This is a genomic window from Pseudoxanthomonas helianthi (genome assembly GCF_017939625.1).
Classification (GTDB): Bacteria; Pseudomonadota; Gammaproteobacteria; order Xanthomonadales; family Xanthomonadaceae; genus Pseudoxanthomonas_A; species Pseudoxanthomonas_A helianthi.
Genome location: NZ_JAGKTC010000003.1, coordinates 182,431 through 204,773 on the forward strand (window position 1 = coordinate 182,431; position 22,343 = coordinate 204,773).

Annotated in this window: 10 protein-coding genes and 2 tRNA genes; all 12 read left to right on the forward strand. The window is 64.6% G+C overall.

Features of this window, described 5'->3' with window-relative positions:
* The first annotated feature begins 143 nt into the window (after positions 1-143).
* Complete coding sequence (locus tag J5837_RS12795) at positions 144-3,125, forward strand: TonB-dependent receptor (protein ID WP_210537160.1); 2,982 nt, start codon at positions 144-146, stop codon at positions 3,123-3,125.
* 103 nt (positions 3,126-3,228) lie between these two features.
* Positions 3,229-3,969: an N-acetylmuramoyl-L-alanine amidase gene (locus J5837_RS12800; protein WP_244755947.1), complete on the forward strand. Its 741-nt coding sequence runs from the start codon at positions 3,229-3,231 to the stop codon at positions 3,967-3,969.
* Between the two features lie 40 nt (positions 3,970-4,009).
* The gene (locus J5837_RS12805; RefSeq protein ID WP_210537161.1) at positions 4,010-5,602 is read left to right on the forward strand and encodes a serine hydrolase domain-containing protein; all 1,593 of its coding nucleotides are present in this window, start codon (positions 4,010-4,012) and stop codon (positions 5,600-5,602) included.
* A gap of 335 nt (positions 5,603-5,937) precedes the next feature.
* A complete protein-coding gene (locus tag J5837_RS12810; protein ID WP_210537162.1) occupies positions 5,938-8,796 on the forward strand; it encodes a TonB-dependent receptor domain-containing protein in 2,859 nt (952 codons plus the stop codon).
* Positions 8,797-8,918: 122 nt separating this feature from the next.
* Complete coding sequence (locus J5837_RS12815; protein ID WP_484573295.1) at positions 8,919-9,668, forward strand: N-acetylmuramoyl-L-alanine amidase; 750 nt, start codon at positions 8,919-8,921, stop codon at positions 9,666-9,668.
* Between the two features lie 251 nt (positions 9,669-9,919).
* Positions 9,920-10,003, forward strand: a tRNA-Leu gene (locus J5837_RS12820).
* A 22-nt stretch (positions 10,004-10,025) separates the two neighbouring features.
* Positions 10,026-11,648 carry an FMN-binding glutamate synthase family protein gene (locus J5837_RS12825; protein WP_210537164.1) on the forward strand — a complete coding sequence of 541 codons (1,623 nt, stop codon included), beginning with the start codon at positions 10,026-10,028 and terminating at the stop codon, positions 11,646-11,648.
* Positions 11,649-11,721: 73 nt separating this feature from the next.
* Positions 11,722-11,796 (forward strand) — tRNA-Val (locus J5837_RS12830).
* 620 nt (positions 11,797-12,416) lie between these two features.
* Positions 12,417-12,827 carry an SPOR domain-containing protein gene (locus J5837_RS12835; RefSeq protein ID WP_210537165.1) on the forward strand — a complete coding sequence of 137 codons (411 nt, stop codon included), beginning with the start codon at positions 12,417-12,419 and terminating at the stop codon, positions 12,825-12,827.
* Positions 12,828-13,008: 181 nt separating this feature from the next.
* Entirely contained in the window at positions 13,009-15,453 is a 2,445-nt protein-coding gene (locus tag J5837_RS12840; protein WP_210537166.1) for a winged helix-turn-helix domain-containing protein, read from the forward strand.
* 384 nt (positions 15,454-15,837) lie between these two features.
* Positions 15,838-17,328, forward strand: a complete 1,491-nt coding sequence (locus tag J5837_RS12845; RefSeq protein ID WP_210537566.1) for a M4 family metallopeptidase — start codon at positions 15,838-15,840, stop codon at positions 17,326-17,328.
* Positions 17,329-17,407: 79 nt separating this feature from the next.
* Positions 17,408-22,315, forward strand: coding sequence for an autotransporter outer membrane beta-barrel domain-containing protein (locus J5837_RS12850; RefSeq protein WP_210537167.1), 4,908 nt, complete (start codon positions 17,408-17,410; stop codon positions 22,313-22,315).
* Positions 22,316-22,343: the final 28 nt, after the last annotated feature.

A 22,343-nucleotide genomic window follows, 5' to 3' on the forward strand; every position in this document is an offset into this window, starting at 1 on the left:
TGTTATACGGCAAGAATAAATTATTGACCAGCCCTTGCCGCCGTGTTACACAGCCGGGAAGCCAACGCTGCCGCTGGCTGCCGTGTCTCGCGCAGCAGACGCACCTACGAACGAATCAAGTCGGTCATTACCGGGGAGTGGTTATGAGCAATGCACGCCGTTTGCGCAAGTCCGTACTCAACGTCGCCCTGGGCCTGTGCCTGACTTCGCTGGCTGCGCCGGGATTCGCCCAGGCCGTCACCGGCGCAGTAGCCGGCCGCGCCAACGCCGGCGACACGATTACCGTCACCAATACCGCGACCGGCCAGAACCGCGTGGTCACGGTCGGCAAGGACGGCACCTACCGCGTCGCGCAACTGCCGCCGGGCGATTACACCCTGACCGCAGGCAGCGGCAAGCCGATCGCAGTCAGCGTCTCCCTGGGCGGTACCACTACGGTGAACCTGAGCGCCGGAGGCGACGTGGCCAACCTGGATGCGATCCAGGTGGTCGGCTCGCGCGTGGTCAACCGGGTGGACGTGCGCAGCACCGAGACCGCGACCAACGTGACCCGCGAAGAATGGGCGCGCCTGCCGGTGGACCAGAGCCTGGGCGCGGTAGCGTTGATGGCGCCCGGCGTGGTGGGATCGGGCGCGACCTTCGGCGGCCTGACCTTCGGTGGTTCGTCGGTGGCGGAGAACGCCGTGTACATCAACGGCTTGAACGTGACCGATCCGTACCGCCGCCAGGGCTTCTCGTCGGTGCCGTTCGCCTTCTACAAGGAAGTCCAGGTCAAGACCGGCGGATATTCCGCCGAATTCGGCCGCAGCACCGGTGGCGTCATCAACGCGGTGACGCGTTCGGGCGGCAACGAATTCCATGGCGGCGTCGAAGTGACGCTGGAGCCGGCGGATTGGGCGGCCGACAAGAAGGACCATTTCCACCACGACGGCACCATCGACGAACGCGACCGCACCAGTCGCGACAAGAGCCCCCTGTACAAGACCAACATATGGGCGTCCGGTCCGATCGTGAAGGATCGTTTGTTCTTCTTCGCGATGTATGAGAAGCGCGACAACGATTCCAAGGACATCGACACGAACGAGGCCTGGAAGACCACCAGCGACAACGATTTCTGGGGCGCCAAGTTCGACTGGAACATCACCGACAACCACAAGCTGGAGCTGCTCGCGTTCTCCGACAAGGCGGATACGGTCACCAGCAATTACGACTACAACTGGGATACGGCCCAGTTCGGCGACAAGCTCGGCGAAAGCAATGCCGGCTCGGGCGGCGACAACTGGTCGGCGACCTATACGGGCCATTTCGGCGATAACTTCACCGCCAAGGCCATGTACGGGGTCAACAAGCGCAGCGCCACGAGCGGAAGCCCGTGGGACGCCGATTGCAGCATCGTGACCCGCTCCGGTAGCTATACGGCCGCATTCGGCCCGGCAACGATGCAGGAAGGCTGCCATCCGACCAATAGCAGCATCAGCAGCCGCTACGACAAGCGGGAAGCGGCGCGTCTGGACTTCGAATGGGCGCTTGGAGACCATTTGCTGCGCTTTGGCCTGGATCAGGAAGTAATGGATTCCAACAGCTCGGTGGTGTACCCGGGCGATGGCATGAGTTACCAGGCGCAGGCGGCCACGCCAGGCGGCTCGCTTCCGAACGGCGCGGTCGTTCCCGCAGGCGTCACCGCAATCGTCGATGCCCGCCATTACGTCACCGGTGCGCCGGTTTCGACCAAGGCCCAGGCGTTCTACGTGGAGGACAACTGGAACGTCACGCCGAACCTGTTGCTGAGCCTCGGCGTGCGCGCGGACAAGTTCGAGAACACGCTGGCGTCGGGAGCGACCTTCGCCAAGGCCGATTTCAGCGACATGATCTCGCCGCGAGTCGGCTTCAGCTGGGACATGAAGGGCGATGGCACCACCAAGCTGTTCGGCAACGCCGGCCGTTACTACATCCCGCTGACCAACAAACTGACTGACTATTTCGGTGGCGGTACCACCGACGAGCACACTTACTACGTGCTCAATGGGTGGACCCAGCAGACCGATCCGGTTACCGGAGCACCCTATCTCGCACCGAACCTTGGTGCGCAGATCGGGCCGGTCAACACCGAGGGTAATGCCCCCGCGCCCGACGATGTCCGCACCGCGGTGTCCCGCGACCTGAAGCAGGTGTTCCAGGACGAATATATCCTGGGCTTCCAGCAGGCGATCAGCCAGGCATGGTCTTACGGCATCAACGCTACCTACCGCAAGGTGACCCGTGCGGTGGAAGATGTGCGCACCAACCACGTGGAGGGTTGCGATTGGTATTCCGGTGACTGGCCGATTCTCAATCCAGGCGAAACCAACACCCTGTGGTGCCCGGATACCAACAGCTGGGTCACCTTCGACAATTCCAAGGACGGCTATATTGCGTCCGGCAGCGGCGCCATCATGGGTTACAAGAAGCCCCGCCGTACCTACAAGGCGGTCGAGTTCCAGATCGATCGCGCATGGGATGACAAGTGGGCGTTCAACGCCAGCTACCTGTGGTCCAAGAGCGAGGGCAACATCGAAGGCCCGGTGAACTCGGATACGGGTTACGCCGACACCAACCTGGTGCAGTACTACGACCACCCGGCCGTCAACGAGCGCTACGGCGTCCTGTTCAACGACTTCCGCCACCAGATCAAGCTGCGCGGCAGCTACAAGCTCAACGAAATGTGGAGCTTCGGCGCCACATTGTCGGCGCGTTCCGGCGGGCCGATCACCGCCTTTGGCGTGCGCTGGCCCAACGACAATCGCAGCGCGGGCGGCCCCGGCGAGTTCAGCGGCGGCGGTTCGGGCTGGCTGTGCGTGGCAAATTGTTCAAGCTTGAACAGGGAACTGGTCTATACGCCGCGCGGCGCATTCGGTCGCATGCCGTGGGTCACCAGTCTAGGCCTCAGCGCAACCTGGACCTTGCCGGTGGAAGGCGTGGACCTGAAGGCACGCTTCGCCGTCTACAACCTGCTCAACCGCCAGGTGAAGGTCAACGTGCATTCCCGCTACGAAAGCACGCCCGGCAACCAGATGCCTTACTTCGGCGAAGGCACCGTCTGGCAGTCGCCGCGCTACATGAACCTGGTGGTCAGCTGGAACTTCTGAGTTCCATGGCAGGCCGGGGCCGCCGTCGGGTGGACGGCGGCTTCGGCATGCCGCAGATGGATCCGTAAAGTAGGACGAACACTTGCGTATTGCATTGCGTTGGTTGTCCATAGCGTTGCTGGCTGCGCTGCTGTCTTCCTGTGCCACCGGGCATAACCCGCTGGCCAAGTGGGAGCGTTCGCGCAACTTCAATGAACGCCAGCCAGTCCTGATTGTCCTGCACTACACCACCGAGGAGTCGTCGGAAAAAAGCCTGCACACGCTGAAGACCGCCAATAGCAAGGGGCCGGTCGGCGTGCATTACCTGGTGGGGCGCGACGGCAGGTTGTTCCAGCTGGTCAAGGACGGCAAGCGCGCCTGGCATGCGGGCGGCGGGCGCTGGGGCACCATCACCGACGTCAATTCGGCGTCCATCGGCATCGAGCTGGACAACAGCGGACACGACCCGTTTCCGGACGTGCAGATCGACAAGCTGATCGTGCTGTTGAACGACTTGACCCAACGCCTGGCCATTCCGCGACGCCAAGTCATCGGCCACGAGGACATGGCGCCTGGCCGCAAGATCGACCCGGGTCCGCTGTTCCCGTGGAAGCGCCTGTACGAAGCCGGCTTCGGCATGTGGCCCGACCCGGATGCCGGCGAGCCGCCGCCCGGTTTCGACGGTTGGCTTGCGATGGCAGCGATAGGCTACCCATTGGATGATCGCGAGGGCGCGCTGCGCGCTTTTCGCCATCGCTTCCGAGGCATCGAGAGCCAGGACGCCGAACTGGAAGCCGAGGATCTGCGTATCCTGTATTCGCTGACGCGGCCACTGGTCACGCAGCCGCCTGCGAAATCGCAATAGGCGTTCCGGCAACGGAGCGACCGAACGTACGGAGGGGAACATGAAGTGTTTGGTCGCCGCCTTGTTGCTGACCTTTTCCATCGGTGTTCCCCGCGTGGCGCAGGCCGCGGACGAGGCGCCCGATGCGCAGGCGATCGATGCCGCGGTGCGCGCCACCATCGATCGTTACAAGCTGCCGGGGATCGCGGTCGGCGTGATGGAGGACGGCAAGGTGACGTTCGCGCGCGGCTACGGCGAGACCGTGTTCGGCAGCGGCGATCCGGTCACCACGAAGACGCTGTTCAAGATCGCCTCCAACAGCAAGGCGATGACGGCGGCCGTGCTGGCGCGGCTGGTGCAACAGGGCAAGCTGCGTTGGGACGACCCGGTGGTGAAACACCTGCCCGGATTCGCCATGCACGATCCATGGGTCACCCGGCACATGACGGTCAGCGATCTGCTGGTGCACAACAGCGGCCTACCCGAGGGCGGCGGCGACCTGATGTTGTGGCCCGAGCCGAACCTGTTCACCCGCGACGATATCGTCAATGGACTGCGCTACATCAAGCCGGCTTATGGCTTTCGCGCCGGGTATGCCTACGACAACCTGCTGTACGTGGTGGCAGGACAGGTGGCCGCAGCGGCCGGCGGGGCCTCCTACGAAGAACTGCTGCGGCGCGAAGTGTTCAAGCCGTTGGCGCTGGAGGGCTGCCGGGTAGGGGAGTTCCGCCTGACCGATGCAGGCAGCGTGGCGCAGCCGCATTCCCGCGACGGCGACAAGATCGTCCGTACCCGCGGCGATGCGGAGCTGGTGCCGGAAATCGCCTCCGCGCCGGCGGGCGGCATCCGCTGTTCGCTCGACGACATGCTCGCCTGGGCACGCAACTGGCTGGTGCCGACCGATGCCCAGAAACAATGGCTGGGCGATGCGCAGCGCGCGGAAATGTGGAAGGCGCGCACGCCGATGCCGGTTTCGCAGCGGCAGAAGCGCTGGGACCGCACGCATTACTACGCTTACGCCTATGGCTTCCGCCTGGCCGACGTCGATGGCGAATGGACGGTCTCGCACACCGGCACGCTGGGCGGCATGTATTCGATGATGATGCTGTTGCCGGATCGCCGCTCCGGTTTCGTGTTCATGATCAACGGCGATGGCAGCAGCGCCCGCACTGTGTTGGGCGAAGCACTACTCAAGCTGTTTACCGCGCCCGAAGCCTCGCTGGGCGTGCAGGGTTACGCCGACGATCTGGCAAAGCCGCCCCAGCCGATCGCTGCCGCGCCGGCAAAGGCCAAGCTGCCCGACATCGCCAGGCGCAAGCTCGTCGCCGCCGAAGCGCTGCGCGACTGGCTGGGCACGTGGCGCGATCCGTGGTTCGGCGAGGTGCGCATCTGTGCGACGGGCAAGGAAGTGGAGTGGCGCTCGCTGAAGTCGCCGAAGATGCACGGCCAGATAGGGCGGCTGGATGGGCGCTTCCTGCTGGTCTGGGACGACGAAGCGGTCGACGAAAACGCCTGGCTGGATTTTGCCCGGCAGGGCGATGTGCGCACGTTGCGCATGGCCAAATTCGACCCGCAAGGCGACTTCAGTTCGGACTACGAAGACCTCGCGCTGACTCGCGTCGGCGATTGCCCGACGGCGAAGCCGGGAGGATAGGAAGGTGTCCGTTTTTCTCCCGGCCGCTATGCCTCGAATGTGCGCTGGCCTGCGAGGCCGATCAGTCTCTCGAGCGGGTGCCGTCACGTACCAAAGGCCGTTGACGCTTTTGTGAATACCGTGTTAAACAGCGAATCACGTCGCGCTGCCGCAGCCGCACGCTACGCCGTGGGGATTCCTGCTCCAGAACCATCCCTTTGGTGTCGTGCGCGAACGGGGGAAACCGGTTGCGCGCATGGCCGCGGGCAAGGGAAGGCCGCCGTTTCGCGCTCGTCTGCTCTGCTCCCTCGTTCCTTTCGTCCGGAGACCACATGCGAACCCACCCTAATTTCCGATTGAACCTTCTCTGCGCGGCAGTGCTGATCGCGATGGCCGTGCCCGCCATGGCGCAGGATGCCGGCCAGCCCTCCCAGTCGTCCTCGGCGACGAACCTCGACAAGATCACCGTCACCGGTTCGCGCATCAAGCGCACAGACGTGGAAGCCGCGTTGCCGGTGACCATCATCCAGAAGGCGGAGATCGAAGCGCAGGGCATCACTTCGGCCGAGCAGCTGCTGCAGCAGTTGAACGTCGCCAGCAACGGTCCCGACACCCTCGCCGCGAACAGCGGCATCGCGCCTCCGGGCACGCGCGGCAACAACGGCGTATCCGGCGCCAACCTGCGCGGGCAGGGTGCGGACGCGACGCTGGTGTTGCTCAACGGTCGTCGTGTCGCCGCCCATGGCCTGGCCGGCCAGGTGGTGGACCTGAACTCGATTCCGTTCGCCGCGATCGAGCGGGTCGAAGTGCTGCGCGACGGCGCATCCGCGGTGTACGGCACCGACGCCATCGGCGGCGTGATCAACTTCATCACCAAGACGGACTACCAGGGCCTGGCGCTCACCGCCGGCACCGACGTGACCCAGGAAGGCGGCGGCAACATCTATCACGCCAGCATGCTCGGCGGATTCGGCGACCTGGACAGCGACCGCTGGAACGTATGGGTCGCGGTGAACGCGAAGAAGAACGACATCTTGCGCGGCAACCAGCGCGATTTCGTCAACAGCTTCCAGCCGGACCGCGGTCTGGCGCCGGATACGCGCGGTACGCCTTTCGCCACGGTTGTGTCGGGCACCAACAGCCTGATCGGCGGCGGCCTCAGGGATCCGAGCACCGCCCTCACCAAGACCTCGATCAACACTCTCGACCTGCCCGGCGGCGCCGGCTGCGAGAGCGGCGGCGACATGATGGGGCCCTACGACGACAAGATCTGGGCCAGCCCCGGCGCCAGTTTCGCCTGCGCATGGGACTACGGCCGCGCGCGCACCATCCAGCAACCGGTGCAGACCCTGCAGGCCATCGGCCGCGCCACCTTCAAGATCGGCGACAACCACGAGTTCTTCGCCGAGGTGATGGGTTCGAAGGTCACCTCGAAACGGCAATTCGAAGCCCAGCAGCTGAGCACCAGCATCAATGCCAGTTCGATCCAGCTGGACGCCTATGAGCTGAACGCGAACACGAAGCCGACCTACGACGCGATCTACAACGCGCTGAGGACCTACTTCGGCGACACCGCCAGCGACAACCTCGTCTACGGCAGGCCGATCACCTATCGCTGGCGCTGCGAAATCTGCGGCCCGCGCCAGCTCGAAACCACGACCAGTTCCTACCGCGTGTTGTTCGGCCTGAACGGTACCCTGGGCACCTGGGACTATACGGTCGGCTTGTCGCGCGCGGAGAGCCGGGCACAGTCGGTGCTCGCCGGCGGCTACTACTTCACCCCGCAACTGAAGGCGGCGCTCAAGAACGGCGTGCTCAACCCGTTCCTGATGCCCGGCCAGGACCAGTCGCAGGCGGCCTACGACGCGCTGGCCGCGGCCGACGCCAGCGGTCTGGAGCTGTACCACGGCGTGTCCTCCACCACCACGTTCGATGCCAGCTTCAGCGGCAGTCTCGGCTTCAAGCTGTGGGGCGAAGAGGACGTGCAGGCCGCCTTGGGCGTCGATATCCGCCGTGAGGAATACGAGTTCGGCGGTCCGTCGGAATGGTCGCAGGGCAACGCCTACGTGTTCGGCGCGCCGGGCGACGCCGCGAACTACATGACGCCGAAGCAGCGCAACGTGAAGGCCGCGTTCGCCGAGTTCAACGTGCCGGTGTTCGACAGCCTTGAGCTGAACCTCGCCGTGCGCCACGACCGCTACGACGGCTTCGGCGGCACCACCAACCCGAAGTATTCGTTCAAGTGGCAGCCGGTGGATTGGCTGGCCTTCCGCGGCTCGTACAGCACCGGCTTCAAGGTGCCCGATTTCGCCAAGCTGTTCCGCGGCACCACCGCCACCCTGTACACCGGCCTGGACCTGGCCGATCCGGCGATCTGCCCGAACGGCCGCTACAACCCCGACGTGCCGAACTGCAACGTGCAGATCCGCCCGGACATCATCACCGGCGGCAATCCGAACCTGGATCCGGAAGAAGCGAAGCAGAAGAGCGTCGGTTTCGTCCTGGCGCCGACCTCCAACATCAACGTCAGCGTCGACTGGTGGGAAATCGAGCGCATCAACACGATTCGCGGCGGTTTCAACCTGGAAACGATGCGGACCAACTACGCCAAGTACGCGCAGAACTTCCTTCGCGACGGCAGCGGCGAAATCGTGGGGATCGACCAGCGCTACATCAACACCGGCGGTACCCTGACCCGCGGCATCGAGCTGGACGCCAACGTCGGCGGCGATCTCGCTGGCGGCCGCTGGAACGTCCATCTCAACGGCAATTACCTGGACACGTTCAAGACCAAGAGCTTCGACATCGATCCGTACAGCGACAACCTGGTCGGCATGTACGAGCGCTACTTCAACCTGCCGATCAAGTGGAAGCACACCCTCGGCCTCAGCTGGGGCAAGGGCGACTGGGCGCATACGCTGACCCAGATCTACCGTGGCGGCTACAAGGATTACCGCCCGGGCGGCATCGTCAACGGCTACACGCCGTCGAACTGGAATCCTGATGTCGACGAGTACATCACCTACAACTACAGCATCAGCTGGACGGGCATCCAGAACCTGAAGGCGACCTTCGGCGTCCGCAATCTGTTGAACACCGATCCGCCGTTCACTGTCCGCTACCTGGACGACGGCGATGGCGCGGGCTGGGAAGCGCGTGTCGCCGATCCGCGCGGCCGTTCGTTCAACATGCTGCTGGAGTACCGCTTCGAATGATGCGATCCCTGGCCTGATCGGATTTCCGTTTTGCCGCCGCCGGGCGACCGGCGGCGTTTTCATTTACGCTTCGGAAAAACCCGAACCGCCATCACGACCTCCACCATGGAGCCGAAACGATGATGAAGATGTCCTCGAGATTGCTGTGCCTTGCCATGCTCTCGTGCCTGCTCGCCGCCTGCGCGCACGCACCGCGCAATCCGCTGGCGACCTGGGTGCCGTCGAAGAACTACGACGAGCGTCGCGCCAACCTGATCGTGCTGCACTTCACCGAGGAGGATTCGGTCGAGCAGAGCCTGCACACGCTGCGCACGCGCAACAGCAAGGGACCGGTCAGCGCGCATTACCTGCTCGGTCGCGACGGCCACGTCTACCAGTTGGTCGCCGACCGCGACCGCGCATGGCAGGCGGGAGCGGGGAGCTGGGGCACAATCACCGAACTCAACTCGGCCTCGATCGGCATCGAGATCGACAACGACGGCCAAAGCCCGTTCCCGCCGCAGCAGATCGATAGCCTGTTGGTGCTGCTCGACGACCTGTGCAAGCGCCTGCGCATCCCGCGCCAGTCGATCATCGGTCACCAGGACCTGGCGCCGACGCGCAAACCGGATCCGGGTCCGCTGTTCCCGTGGAAGCGCCTGGCCGAAGCCGGTTTCGGTCGCTGGCCGGACAACACCGACGAAACCCCGCCGCCGAATTTCGACCCCTGGCTGGCCTTGCGCCTGGTCGGCTATTCGCTCGACGACCGTGCCGCTACCGTGCGCGCCTACCGCAACCACTTCCGCGGCGACAGCGCCACCGAGCTCGACGAGCAGGACAGCCGCATCCTGTATGCGCTGACCCGCGCCGACTGGACGCATCAAGCGAAGTGAAAGCAGCGCGGCAGGCAACTCCTTGCAAATGCACAGGCACCATCGGGTAATCCAGGTCCGCAGCTGACTTCCGATGTGGGAGCGACGTAAGTCGCGATGCCTTTCCAATCGGGCGAGAAGGAGCATCGCGACTTACGTCACTCCCACGTGGAGGGATTTGTCGCACCTGAGACGGCCCTGGCCCTGCCTTCAGGCCGGGCAAGCCATGCCCAGCCAACCCGCCAACTGGCTTATCATGCTGCCGCTGTCCCGCCCGGGTGGCGAAACTGGTAGACGCAAGGGACTTAAAATCCCTCGCCCGAAAGGGAGTGTGGGTTCGATTCCCACCCCGGGCACGAATCGATGACAAGGAACGCGATGCACCGTTACCTGGCCTACACGGCAAGTCTGCTGTTGACCTTGGCCTGCATCGCGCTGGCGCCGCACTGGCCTTCGGCGGGGTGGGGTGTCGCACTGTTCGGCGCGCTGGCGCTGCTCGGCACCTGGGACCTGCTGCAGAAGCGCAGCACGCTGCGCCGCAACTATCCGATCCTCGCCCACTTCCGCTACGGGCTGGAGGCGGTCGGCCCGGAGATGCGCCAGTACTTCATCGAAGGCGACACCGCCGAGGTGCCGTTCTCGCGCCAGCAGCGTTCGCTGGTGTACCAGCGGGCCAAGAACGTGATGGACGTGGTGCCGTTCGGCAGCCAGCAGGGCATGTACGCGGTCGACTACGAATGGCTGAACCATTCGCTGGCGCCGCTGCACGTCGCCTCGCACGATTTCCGCGTCATGATCGGCGAGGGCACAGCACAGCCGTATTCGGCGAGCGTGTTCAACATTTCGGCGATGAGCTTCGGCGCGCTGTCGGCCAACGCGATCCGCGCGTTGAACGAGGGCGCGCGCCGCGGCGGTTTTTACCACGACACCGGCGAGGGCTCGATTTCGCCGTACCACCGCGAGATGGGCGGCGACTTGGTTTGGGAAATCGGTTCGGGCTATTTCGGTTGCCGCAACGACGACGGCAGCTTCAGCGAAGCGCGCTTCGCCGACAACGCGCGCTCGCCGCAAGTGAGGATGGTCGAGGTCAAGCTTTCGCAGGGCGCCAAGCCCGGCCACGGCGGAGTGTTGCCGGCGGCCAAGGTCAGCGCCGAGATCTCCGCGACCCGTGGCGTGCCGATGGGCCAGGACTGCGTTTCCCCGGCGAAGCATTCGGCGTTCTCCACGCCGCGCGGGCTGCTGGAATTCGTGGCGCGGTTGCGCGAGCTGTCCGGCGGCAAGCCGGCCGGGTTCAAGCTGGCCATCGGCCATCCGTGGGAATGGTTCGGCATCGCCAAGGCGATGCACGAGACGGGGATCCTGCCGGACTTCATCGTGGTCGATGGCGCCGAAGGCGGTACCGGCGCGGCGCCGGCCGAGTTCATCGACCACGTCGGCGTGCCGATGCACGAGGCGTTGCTGCTGGTCCACAACACGCTGGTCGGGTTGAACCTGCGTGATCGCATCCGCATCGGGGCGGCCGGGCGCATCACCAGCGCGTTCGATATCGCCCGGACCATGGCGCTGGGCGCGGACTGGTGCAACGCCGCGCGCGGTTTCATGTTCGCGCTGGGCTGCATCCAGTCGCAGAGTTGCCACAACGACAAGTGTCCGACCGGGGTGGCCACGCAGGACCCGAGCCGCTGGAAGCACCTCGACGTGCCGGACAAGGCGATGCGGGTGTTCCATTTCCAGCAGAACACGCTGAAGGCGCTGCGCGACCTGCTCGGTGCGGCCGGGCTGGCGCATCCGGCGGAGCTCGGTCCCGAGCACATCCTGCGCCGGGTGTCGCCGGTGGAGGTGCGGTCGCTGGCCGCGCTGTACCGTTTCCTGGAGCCGGGCGAGTTGCTGGCCGGCACGCCGGAACATGCGGTTTTCCGCCAGTTCTGGGCCGACGCGCGCAGCGACAGTTTCGCGCCGCCGGACCGGCTGCTGGCGCTGCGGGCCAGCAAGTCGCGTTGACCGCGTTGACCGGGAAACCGGCCGCCGGTACCATACGCGCCCCGAATCGGCCCACTGGCCATTCCACGATTCCGGGCGGTTAGCTCAGCGGTAGAGCACTGCTTTCACACGGCAGGGGTCACAAGTTCGAAACTTGTACCGCCCACCATCTAAATGACCTTGAGCTTCAAGGGTTTGAAGATCGAAAAGCCACCCGTCAAACGGTGGCTTTTTTCGTTCTGTGCCGGGACTTCCCGCCGAACCGGGGCGGCACCTGGGTACCGTTCCGGCCATACGCGAGGGGGCTTTTCCCTACGTCTTCTTTCCCATCTCGCCGGTGCATGCGGTATGGCATCGGCATCCCTGGGCGTGATGAACCAGCTACGGGCCGGACGAAGCGAAGCGTATCCCTAGGATATTTCCCAATTCACGCCTGTGACTTTCGATCCCAACATTGCATCGTCGCCGACGTGGACACGGTTGTGGCAGTCGAGGACACGGGAGCCGGATGCATCCCGCATTACCCGCACGGAAACTCTCTTGGCTGGAAGGAGCCAGTGCGTGACGTGCCATGCATGGATGATGTTTGCAAAAGATCTGAGGTAGAGGTAGCCGCACATGAGAGCCATCGCCAACTTGGTGTTCGTGGTGCCAATGTGCGTTTCTGTCGCGGCGCTGCAGGCCCATGACTTGGCCGCGGGCCATCCGCGAGGGTCGCGGTCGGCGAGCACTCGCCAAGGCGATTCCCGAGTATCGCCTGCAGACTCGTTGTCGCCCGGGGAACAGTTGTTGACCGAAAAGGACTTGAGCGCGGCCCTCGCGTCCGAACGTTCTGGAAACATCGCCGCTGCGGTGGCTACTCGATTTCAGCCAGGAGGCCGGCAGAAAAATCCGATCGAAATGCCTCGTGATCGAGAGGGCAGAACTTCCGCCGCCATTATCCGATCCAGCGCAACGGACTACCTGCTCCAGGTTGGTGCATTTCGTGAAGTGGCCAAGGCCGATGCGCTGCGGGCACGCATAGGATTCCTCGGGCTCACGTCCAGGCTGGATCGTAGGGAAATTGCCGGACGCGGCTACGAACTTTACCGCGTTCGCCTCGGGCCGTTTGAGAATCGGATGGAACTGGAGCGGGCGCGCGAAACCCTCAGGTCGGCGGGAGTCCAGTCACTCCCCGTGAGCGAGATCGCCACGCGATAGCGTGGTGGCAAATAGGGTCGTTTTCTGTCGAAGGATTGTTCGCACTGGGGCGAAAGGTGCCGGGATGTCCCGGTTCTGTCGCCCAGTCGCCCTGTGGCGGCAAGGCCTTCATGTATGATTGGAAAGAGGTAGGGGATCTTCGCTTGCTGTCTTTGTGGAAGTACATGGGTGGTGAGCTTTCATGCGCCTGAAGTACCTGTTCGGCGAATTCGAGCTTAACCCGGCCTCGCGAGAGCTGTTGCGTAACGGAAAGCCGGTCGCACTTCGTGCGCGATCGCTGGAATGCCTGGTCTATCTGATCGAACACCGCGACCGGGCGGTGGGTCGCGACGAGCTGATTTCAGCGGTCTGGGGGCGGGTCGACGCCAGCGGCACCGTCGTGGCGCAGACGCTGTTGCGCGCGCGCAAGGCGCTGGACGACACCGGCAATCAGCAGGCGATGATCCGCACGCTGCCACGGTTTGGCTACCGATGGGTGATGCCGGTTCAGGAAGTGGCGCTTTCATCCGAAGCGGATGGAGCAGACGGCACGAATGGCCCGAATGGCGAGGCTGTTGCCGAGGCGGCGGCGCCTCCCGATACGGAGCCGGTCGTCCCGGCCGATGCATGGGAGGAAGTCGAAGTCGAGGCTCCGGCAAAGGAACTAGAGAAGGAGCAGGCCGGACACGACACATCCGTCTCGTCGGACATCGGGGCAGCCGGGGCGCCGCCGTCGGCGCACAGATGGCATAGACGTTTCCCGCGAGCAGGGTGGACGATGCTGGCCATGTTGATCGTTGTAGCCGGGCTTGGCTTCTACTATCTGCGGTACGGGAACAAGGACGTATCGGTCGCGGCGAACGACGCCGTGCTGGTCATGCCGGTCGCGGTCGTCCCGATGGATTCGGAAAACGCATGGGTCCGCTTGGGCGCCATGGACTACATGGCCGCACGGCTTCGCGGCAGCGGCATCAACGTGCTGCCCAGCGAGCAGGCCTTGCGCCTGAGTGCCGCGGTCGAAGGCGACATGCCCGCCCTCGCCCGAAAGAAACTGCTTGCGCTCAGCGGGGCGCGTTGGGTGGTCCAGCCGGAGATGGAGCGGGAGCAGGCGGGCTGGCGGGTTCGCCTTCGCCTGTTCGATGCCGGGAAAGAACAGCGGATTGAAGCCCGAGCCGGTACTGTGCTCGCCGCCGTCGCAGAAGCAGCCGATGCATGGCTGCGGCAATCCGGTGGGAACGGGGCCGGACCACCGCCGAGCCCGTTAGCCGAGCGCCTGCACCGGATCGACGCGGAGATCCTGGTGGGCCGATTGGTAGAAGCCCGCCGGTTGGTCCGGTCAGCATCGCCCGCTGAGCGTGGCGATCCGCGATTCCTTCTCCGGGAGGCGAGGCTGGAGTTTCGCGCTGCCAATCTCGACGCTTCGGGCAGGCTCTTTCGGGACGCCCTGGACCATGCACCCAAAGCTGATCCGGATACGAAGATCAGCGCGTTGATCGGGCTGGGGACTGTCGAACGCTCGCGAAACAACCTCGACGCCGCCGAACAGCGGTTCACCCAGTCGCTGGCGCTGCTGGAATCGCTGCCGCCGGATCGGGTCAATTCGAGAATGGTTGGGCTGACCTACCAGGGGCGCGGCATCATCCGTGCCCAACACGGCGACGTCGACGCCGGTGTCAAGGACATGGGGCAAGCACGAGTTTGGCTCCAGCGCTCCGGGGACCTTATTGCTTTGGGCGTGATCGGGCACAACATCGGCAAGGCCGAGACTCTCCGGGGGGATTACCTGCAAGCCCTGCATGAGTTCGACCGCTCGATCGAAACCTTCGAACGCTTCCGGGTCAACGATTACCTGGCAACCACCTTGCAGGAAAAGGCGGATGTGCAGATGGTCCTGGCCAGGCCGGTCGACGCCTGGAACACGATCCGCCGTGCAGAAGCCCAGCTGCCGAAGCTGGAAAACGGCGACGTCGCCGCGGGTGTCCTGGCGACGAAGGCGCGGATCCAGATAGCCCTGGGCCGGCTACGCGACGCCGGCGTCACCTTGGCGGGCCTCCGCTCGCGAGGCCTGCCGGAGACCGATCCGCGTCTCCTGGAATTGTGGTTGCGCCTGTATCTGGCGCGGGGCGAATTCGTCGAGGCCCGACGGCTTGCCGCGAGCGGGCCGCCAGCGGCCGGCGCCAGTGGCGGTCTAGTGCTGGCCGCCATCCAGGCCGCCCTGCGCGGCCGCGATGTCCCGCTGGCGAGAACCTGGCTGGCCAGCATTGCGCCGAGCGACGAACGGGAAGACGACCACGCCATCGCATTGGGACTGGCGCGCTCGCTTATCGACCGGGCTGCTGGAGAGCGTGCCGCCGCTCTCCAGCAGGCGGAAAAGGTCGCGGCCTCAGGGGGGAGTCGCGCGGCCCCTGAAATGGAAGTCCGGACCGGCGTCGTGCAGGCGATGCTGCTGCTCGATACGCGGCAGTACGCCTCCGCGTCCGCCATCATGGGCGAGCTGGAGAAGTACGCCGAGACGGATTATCGGGTGGCCTGGGTCATGTGGGCGCTGTATCGGGCCCTGGGCGATCCGCATGCCGCGGCATCCGCGGGCGAGCGGACCAAGACCCTTGGCGGGGAACGCGACACCGCGGTCGAGCCTATCTTGTGATCGCATAGGTCGATAGCTTTCAGATAAGTCGAGCTGGTCAATGTACGGGGCTGCCATGCCGCCGCGTAGTTCCCGCTTGCCCCGCGGAAACCGGCCATCGCCGAGCCAGGACGTCCCCCCGGCAGCGCTCCGAAATACCTAGGCATGACCGGGACTTGCGCGCCATGACCGAAGCATTCTCGTTCGATTTCCTTTCCATCACCTCACCCCTTAGGCCTCTTGTGGCGTACCGGACGCACAGTGGAATGTTGATTCCGTTGCCATGTTGCGAGGGGCAGCTCGCGCGTCCCGGTTACGTCTAAATCGATGCCATAGGGGTCATTCATGTATCTGAATAGGAAGTTGTTGGTGTTGGCGGTGGCTGCGCTGGTCGGCGGCGATGCGATGGCCGCAGGCCGGGCGGATAGCCCGATCGTCGGTCGTGCCCTTGGCCTGGTCCGCAATCATCCGGGCATCGTCCGGACGTCGGCGGCCGATGGGTTCCTGGCTCGGGACGCGATCATCGATGCCGACGGAACCGAGCATGTCCGCTTCGACCGTACCTACAACAAGCTGCCGGTGATCGGCGGCGACCTCGTCGTCCACTCAAGGAACGGCCAGTTCAAGTCCGCTTCCATTACCCAACCGGCCGTCCTGAACCTTTCGACCCTACCTGCGATCAAGGCGGACGAGGCGATCGTCTCCGCCGGAACGGAGTTCGGCTCCAACTTCGCCGGTTCGCCGGATGCATTGCTGGCGGTCTATGCGCGAGGGCGCGGCGCCGCCCGGCTGGCGTGGCAGGTCCACCTGCATAACCAGAATGCGGACATGACCTACATCGTGGACGCCCAGAACGGGAAAATCCTGGAGCGCTGGAGCAACCTGCATACCGCCGCGGCCGCAGGCACCTTCCGGACCCTGTACTCGGGAAGCGTGCCATCGGTCACCAACTCGATAACCAGCGGCTACGAATTGCGCGACCCTTCGCGCGGGGGGCTCTTCACCATCGACGGCTCCAACAGCCGGACCGCAGGCCAGGTCTACAAGGACAGCGACAACACCTGGGGCAACTACGCCACCTCAGACCTCGCAACCACCGCGGTGGACGCGCAGTACGGCGCTTCCGTCACCTGGGACTACTACAAGGACATCCTCGGCCGCATCGGCATCGCCAATGACGGTAGGGGGAGCTACAGCCGCGTGCACTATGGCCGGCGCTACAGCAACGCCTATTGGTCCGACGCCTGCTTCTGCATGACCTACGGCGATGGCGACGGGGTCGCCATCGGCCCGCTGGTATCACTCGACATCACCGGCCATGAGATGAGCCATGGCGTCAACTCGCATACCGCCAACCTCATCTATTCCGGAGAGTCGGGCGGCCTCAACGAGGCGAATTCCGACATTCTTGGCACCATGGTCGAGTTCCATGCCAACAACCCGCAGGACACGCCCGACTACATGATCGGCGAGGAAACCATCCTCGCGAACGTCCCAGGCAGCGCGGACCAGCAAGCCTTGCGCTTCATGTTCAACCCATCGGCCGATGGTCGTTCGCCGAACTGCTATGCCAGCAACCTCGGCAACCTCGACGTCCACTACTCGTCAGGGGTGGGCAACTTCTTCTTCTATCTCCTTGCGGAAGGTACCAGCGCCAAGACCTTCAGTGGCGTCAACCATGCGCCGAAGACGTGCAACGGGACGACATTCGCGGGAATCGGACGGGACAAGGCGGCGAAGATCTGGTACCGGGCCTTGAGCGTCTATTTCACTTCGAGCACCGACTATTCCGGCGCACGCGCCGCCACCATCCAGGCCGCGAAGGATCTCTACGGAACCACTTCGGCAGAGGCTACCGCCGTCGCACAGGCGTGGTCCGCAGCCAGCGTCAACTGAGCCGGATTGAACCGACAGGACCCGGTTGCCGCACGCATCGGTAGCCGGGTTTCCAACAACAGTTTTCCCAGGGGTAGAGATGATCGGTTTCGTGCAGCACAGCGGCGCGCCCACGAGGCGCATCCACGCAATTCCCGCGGTAGCTCCCATCGCCCGAGCGGTCCGCGCCGCGCTGGCCGTTTCGGCGACGATGCTGGCCTTCTCGGCGCCGGTGATGGCCCATGCCGATGACGCATGTGGGCCGGCTGCAAGCCTGCATGCGTGCAGCTCCGCTGCCGTACACGTCGAAGGCAGTGCGATTGCTCCATACGACCTGACCCGGGTAGCGGATAGCGGACAGCCGGCAAGCGTGAATTCCGCTGTCGGAATGGGAGATGGCCCGGTTGCGTTGGTCGAAGACCAGGGTGGCGCTGCGATGGACTGGTCGATGCCGACAGGCATACCGGCCGTCGAGTGGCTGGTGGACGACATCACCGCGGTCGGCGGCGAGTTGGGACCGCAAGCATTCGCCTCGGTCGCCCAGGCAGCTACCTTCGCGGCCGTTGATAGCACCGTCCATGCCTATGGCTTGGAAGTTGCGATCAACTACGGCGTCGTCGAATCCACCGAGTCTTTCACAGAACTGACCCAGTACGATTCCGTCAGCGCGTCTGCGATTGCCGAAGGCGGGGACGCCTTCGGCATGGGCGTGCTTGTAGAAGGCTGGGACGCAGCGACACTGCATAACTACGCCGGCATCGCAGCGCATGCCAGCAGCGACACTGCCGACGCTCAAGCCTATGCGGCCGTGGTCGATGGCGCCCACAACAGCGGCATCGGCGTCCTTATCAACGGCGGCGACCTCGTCGCCGAGGCGACGGCGGTGGGGGCCGGTGGACTGGCGTACGCCACGGGCGCTTATGCCATCGGCAACGTTGCAAGCATCTTCAACGATCTCGACAGCACCGCCATCACCACCGCCGGCGAGGGTGGCAGCGCCACCGCGCGCGCAGCGCGTGCATACGGGGCTTATACGGCGATCTATAGCTACGGCGATCTCACCGCCAGCGCCAGCGCAGACGGCGGGGAGGCGGTGGCGCGTGGTGCGGATTCGTTCGGTTACAACGGCTCCACCGTCTACAACGCGGGCAACATCCATGCCAGCGCCAGCGGCGACGTATCGTCGTCGACGGGCGTGTATTCGGTCGGCTATACCTTCAGCGCCTATACGACCAACGCCGGTGACATCCTCGCCGAGGCGCATGGCGAGAGCGCCAGTGCATACGGTGCGTTGAACGTCGCCGCGTACCTGGGTGACGCAATCACGATCAACCAGGGCACCATCTCGGCCGTGGCCGAGGGCGGCATGGCCGTCTACGGTGAAGAGGAAGCGGTCGCGTTCGGTGTCTACAACCTCGCCGCGATCTACACGTCGTCGATCGACAACAGCGGAACGATTACAGCCACGGCACTGGCGCAGGAGGACATCAGCGGCACCGATTATTTCCTGCAGGCCAAGAGCATCGGCGCGATCGCGGTCAACTCCTTGGGTTATTGGGACGCCGACATCGTCAATTCCGGGGAAATCGGCGCCGTTTCCAAGACCAGCCAAGGCTACGCATCGGCCTGGGGTGCGGTCGTGCAGTCGAGTGGAGCGTACGGCGGGGCGGTGTCGATCGACAACACCGGTTCGATATGGAGTCACGCGCAGGCCGACCTCGGCATCGCAAATGCCATTGCCACGTATGCCGTCAATCAGATGGGCGCGGTGGGCGTGGCGAACTATGGCGACATCGAAGCCGTCGCCCATGCCGTTCGCGGAGACGTGGATCGGTATGTCACCTCGTATGCCTACGCGACTGGCGTCAAGGCAGCAGGTCTGTACGGTTTCGATGGTACCCATATCGATAACCACGGCAGCATCGTGGCCCACGCCTCTGCCGAAGCCGGCATTGCCGGGTCGATAGGCATCGGGGCCTCGGGCGTGTACACCTCGGTCGCCAATGCGGCGGACGCCAGCGTGATCTCCATCGGCGAAGCCGAGCTGTATGGCGGCGGATTCGCGACCGGCATCGAGGCGACAGGCATATATGGTATCGACGTCGTCAACGATGGACAGATCACCGCTTATGGCCACGCCCATGGTTATGCGTACGGCCCCCACACGTTCTACAGCGCCACCAAGGCGGCAGGCATCTATGCCGGGGCCGGGTTCCAGGGCGATGCCTCGATCGTCAACCACGGCGATATCGCTGCCATCGCCGTTTCCGAGGATGCGGTGAACCACTTCTCCGGCGGTGCGGGCGCGACGGGCGTACAGGTCTACGCGAAGTACGACGGATTGGTGGTCAACTCGGGCGACATTACCGCCTCGGCGACCTCCAGTTTGGGTATTGTCGGTGCTTACGGCGCCATGGTGACGGGTAAATACTCCGGTAACCTGATCAACGAGGCCGGCGCGACCATTACCGCAGAAGCCACGGTGGGCAGCCTTTACAGCGACGCATATGCCGGTCGCGCAGTCAGTTTCGGCGTGCACACGTTCAGGACCGATCACGGCAGTATCTACAACGCCGGCACGGTGATCTCGCATGCCACGGTCACCGCAGATGGCCCGAATGCAAACCCCAGCCTGGCGACGGCATTCGGTGCCTCGGTCGGTTACAACTCCGTCAGCCTCACTGGCGAAATAGTCAACCGGGGCGATGTCGAAGCGATGGCCAGCGCCGATTTCGGCTATGCATCGGCCTACGGCACTTTCGTGCTGGGCCAGTACGACTCCAGCACCGACAACACCGGTGCCATCCGTGCCGGTGCCATTGCTGCCAACGGTGATGCCTGGGCGGTCGGCAGCTACGGATTCTCGCTGCACCAGACGGTGACCTACAACTGCGACGACTATGGCTGCGATTGGGCGAACCCGGTGAGGGTTACCGATGGCGGCAGCACGGCGATCGACAACAGCGGCAGCATCGTCGCCACGGCGAGCGCCGACGGCGGCGTAGGCCGCAGTTACGGCGCGGTAGCACTCGGTGCGCTCACGGCAGGCGTCACCAATGCTGGCCACATCACCGCTGTCACCGAAGCCGATGACGCACTGGCCACCGGAGCCATTGTCAACAGTTTCTACGGCAATGCGGGGCTGGTGAACGGCGGCGACATCCTCGCCTCCGCGACCGGCGCCATTGCCAACGCAACCGGTGCGAACGTCCTGGGCGAAGAAGGCGTGCAGGTCGACAACACCGGCAAAATCGTCGCTGCCGCCTACGGCAGCGACGCCACGGCCATCGCGGTCTCGATGGAATCCCAGGGCAACAGCGTGCTGACCAATTCCGGCAGCATCGGCGCATTCGGCGATGGCATCCGGATCGCCATCTCCTCGGGGACGGATGCGACGGCTAGCATCGACAATCGCGGCAGCCTGACCGGCGCCATCGTCACCGGCGGATTCGGCGACAGCCTGGCCAATGCCGCGGGAGCGACCTGGTTTACGGTGGGTTACTCCGATTTCGGAGGAGGGGACGACCACATCGTGAACAACGGCCTGGTGGTCATGGAAAACGCCGTGATCGAACTGGGTGCAGCTGACGGTGGCAACTCGTTCCTCAACGCCGGCACGCTGCGCGTGTCAGGCAACGGCAACGCGATCGGATCGGCGACGCTGGTCAACGACGGTATCATCAGTTTCCTGGATGGCGATACCGACGACGCGCTGGTCCTGACCGGAGCCCTTGAGGGTCACGGCACGATCAATCTCGACGTGAACGCGGCCGACCAGAGCAGCGATACCTTCCAGGTCGCCCAGGCGGACCTCGGACAGGCGCAGACGCAGACAGTCGCTGCCTTTTCATCCATGCCCCTCGCCACGGTGTCCTCGGCGCAAATGCAAACGCTGAATGTCGGCCTGATCGGCTTGCCGGGCACGGCCAGCAGCGACATCACCCTGGCCCGTGTCCCCACTGCCCAGGCCGATGGCTTCTCGCTGGGCCAGGTCCAGTACGCGCGCACCGGTTTCGTTTCCCTCGACTTCGGACTCAAGGCTTCCGCGGATCCCTTGAACGCGGCCGAGACCATCCTCGCCCTGAGCACGGACGTGACCGGCCTGAACGATGTGGGTTCGACGGCCGCCGCCGTCGCGCCGGGCGTGCAAAGCATGATCAATGCGCAGATCGGCGCTTATCGTCCGCGCATCGTGGTGCCCCGGAACGACGCGGGTCCTTCGCCTTGGTTGCGCATGTTCAGCAGCAGCGGCGATGTCGAGCTGCAGCATGACGCGAATTACGGCGCAGGCGGCAGCTTCGGCTTCCACCAGTCGAACCGCGGCTGGGAACTGGGCCTGGACGTCCGGCCGTCCGAGACGGTTTCCTTGGGCGTGCTTATCGGTAAATCCGAAGGCGATCAAGCTGTGGCTGGCGCCGGCCGGGACGACCTGGATGGCCGCACGTTCGGCCTGTACACCACTTGGTTCGGCCAGGACGGCACCTATGCCGATGTCTCGCATCGTTGGATCGGGGTGGATGCGCGCTTACGCTCGTCCTCGACGGAACACCGGACGGAGACCTCGGCGCAGGCCACCAACGTCGAAGTCGGGCATGTCCTCACCACGGCGGGCGGGCTTCGCATCGTGCCGCAGCTGCAGTACACGCGTACCCGCATCGACGACATGAGCGTGCTCAGTGGAGGCGCGACCGCTTTCACAAGCGAAGGCGGAACGTCGTCGCGAGGCCGCCTGGGCGTGACTTTCGAGAAAACGTTCCAGGCGCGGGGCTTTGCATGGAGTCCATATGGCTCGGCCAGCGCCGTTCGCGAGTTCGACGGGGACTTCGGCCATTCGGTTGGTGACGGCTTGCACGGCGTGGTCGGAACCAAGGGCACCAGCGCGATGATCGAGTTGGGCCTGACGGCACAGCGGAACGGCTTGTCGATCAGCGGCGGGTTCAATTGGACCGATGGCGGTTCGCTGCAGAGCGTCCACGGCGGCCAGCTGACCGTCCGCTACGGCTGGTAATGGCGCCGGAACAGGTAGTGATATTGTC

Bases quoted from the DNA above. Each gene is read 5' to 3' on its own strand.
- J5837_RS12825 (WP_210537164.1), top strand. From the start codon at position 10,026: ATGCACCGTTACCTGGCCTACACGGCAAGTCTGCTGTTGACCTTGGCC.
- J5837_RS12805 (WP_210537161.1), top strand. From the start codon at position 4,010: ATGAAGTGTTTGGTCGCCGCCTTGTTGCTGACCTTTTCCATCGGTGTT.
- J5837_RS12795 (WP_210537160.1), top strand. From the start codon at position 144: ATGAGCAATGCACGCCGTTTGCGCAAGTCCGTACTCAACGTCGCCCTG.
- J5837_RS12845 (WP_210537566.1), top strand. From the start codon at position 15,838: ATGGCCGCAGGCCGGGCGGATAGCCCGATCGTCGGTCGTGCCCTTGGC.
- J5837_RS12850 (WP_210537167.1), top strand. From the start codon at position 17,408: ATGATCGGTTTCGTGCAGCACAGCGGCGCGCCCACGAGGCGCATCCAC.
- J5837_RS12815 (WP_484573295.1), top strand. From the start codon at position 8,919: ATGAAGATGTCCTCGAGATTGCTGTGCCTTGCCATGCTCTCGTGCCTG.
- J5837_RS12840 (WP_210537166.1), top strand. From the start codon at position 13,009: ATGCGCCTGAAGTACCTGTTCGGCGAATTCGAGCTTAACCCGGCCTCG.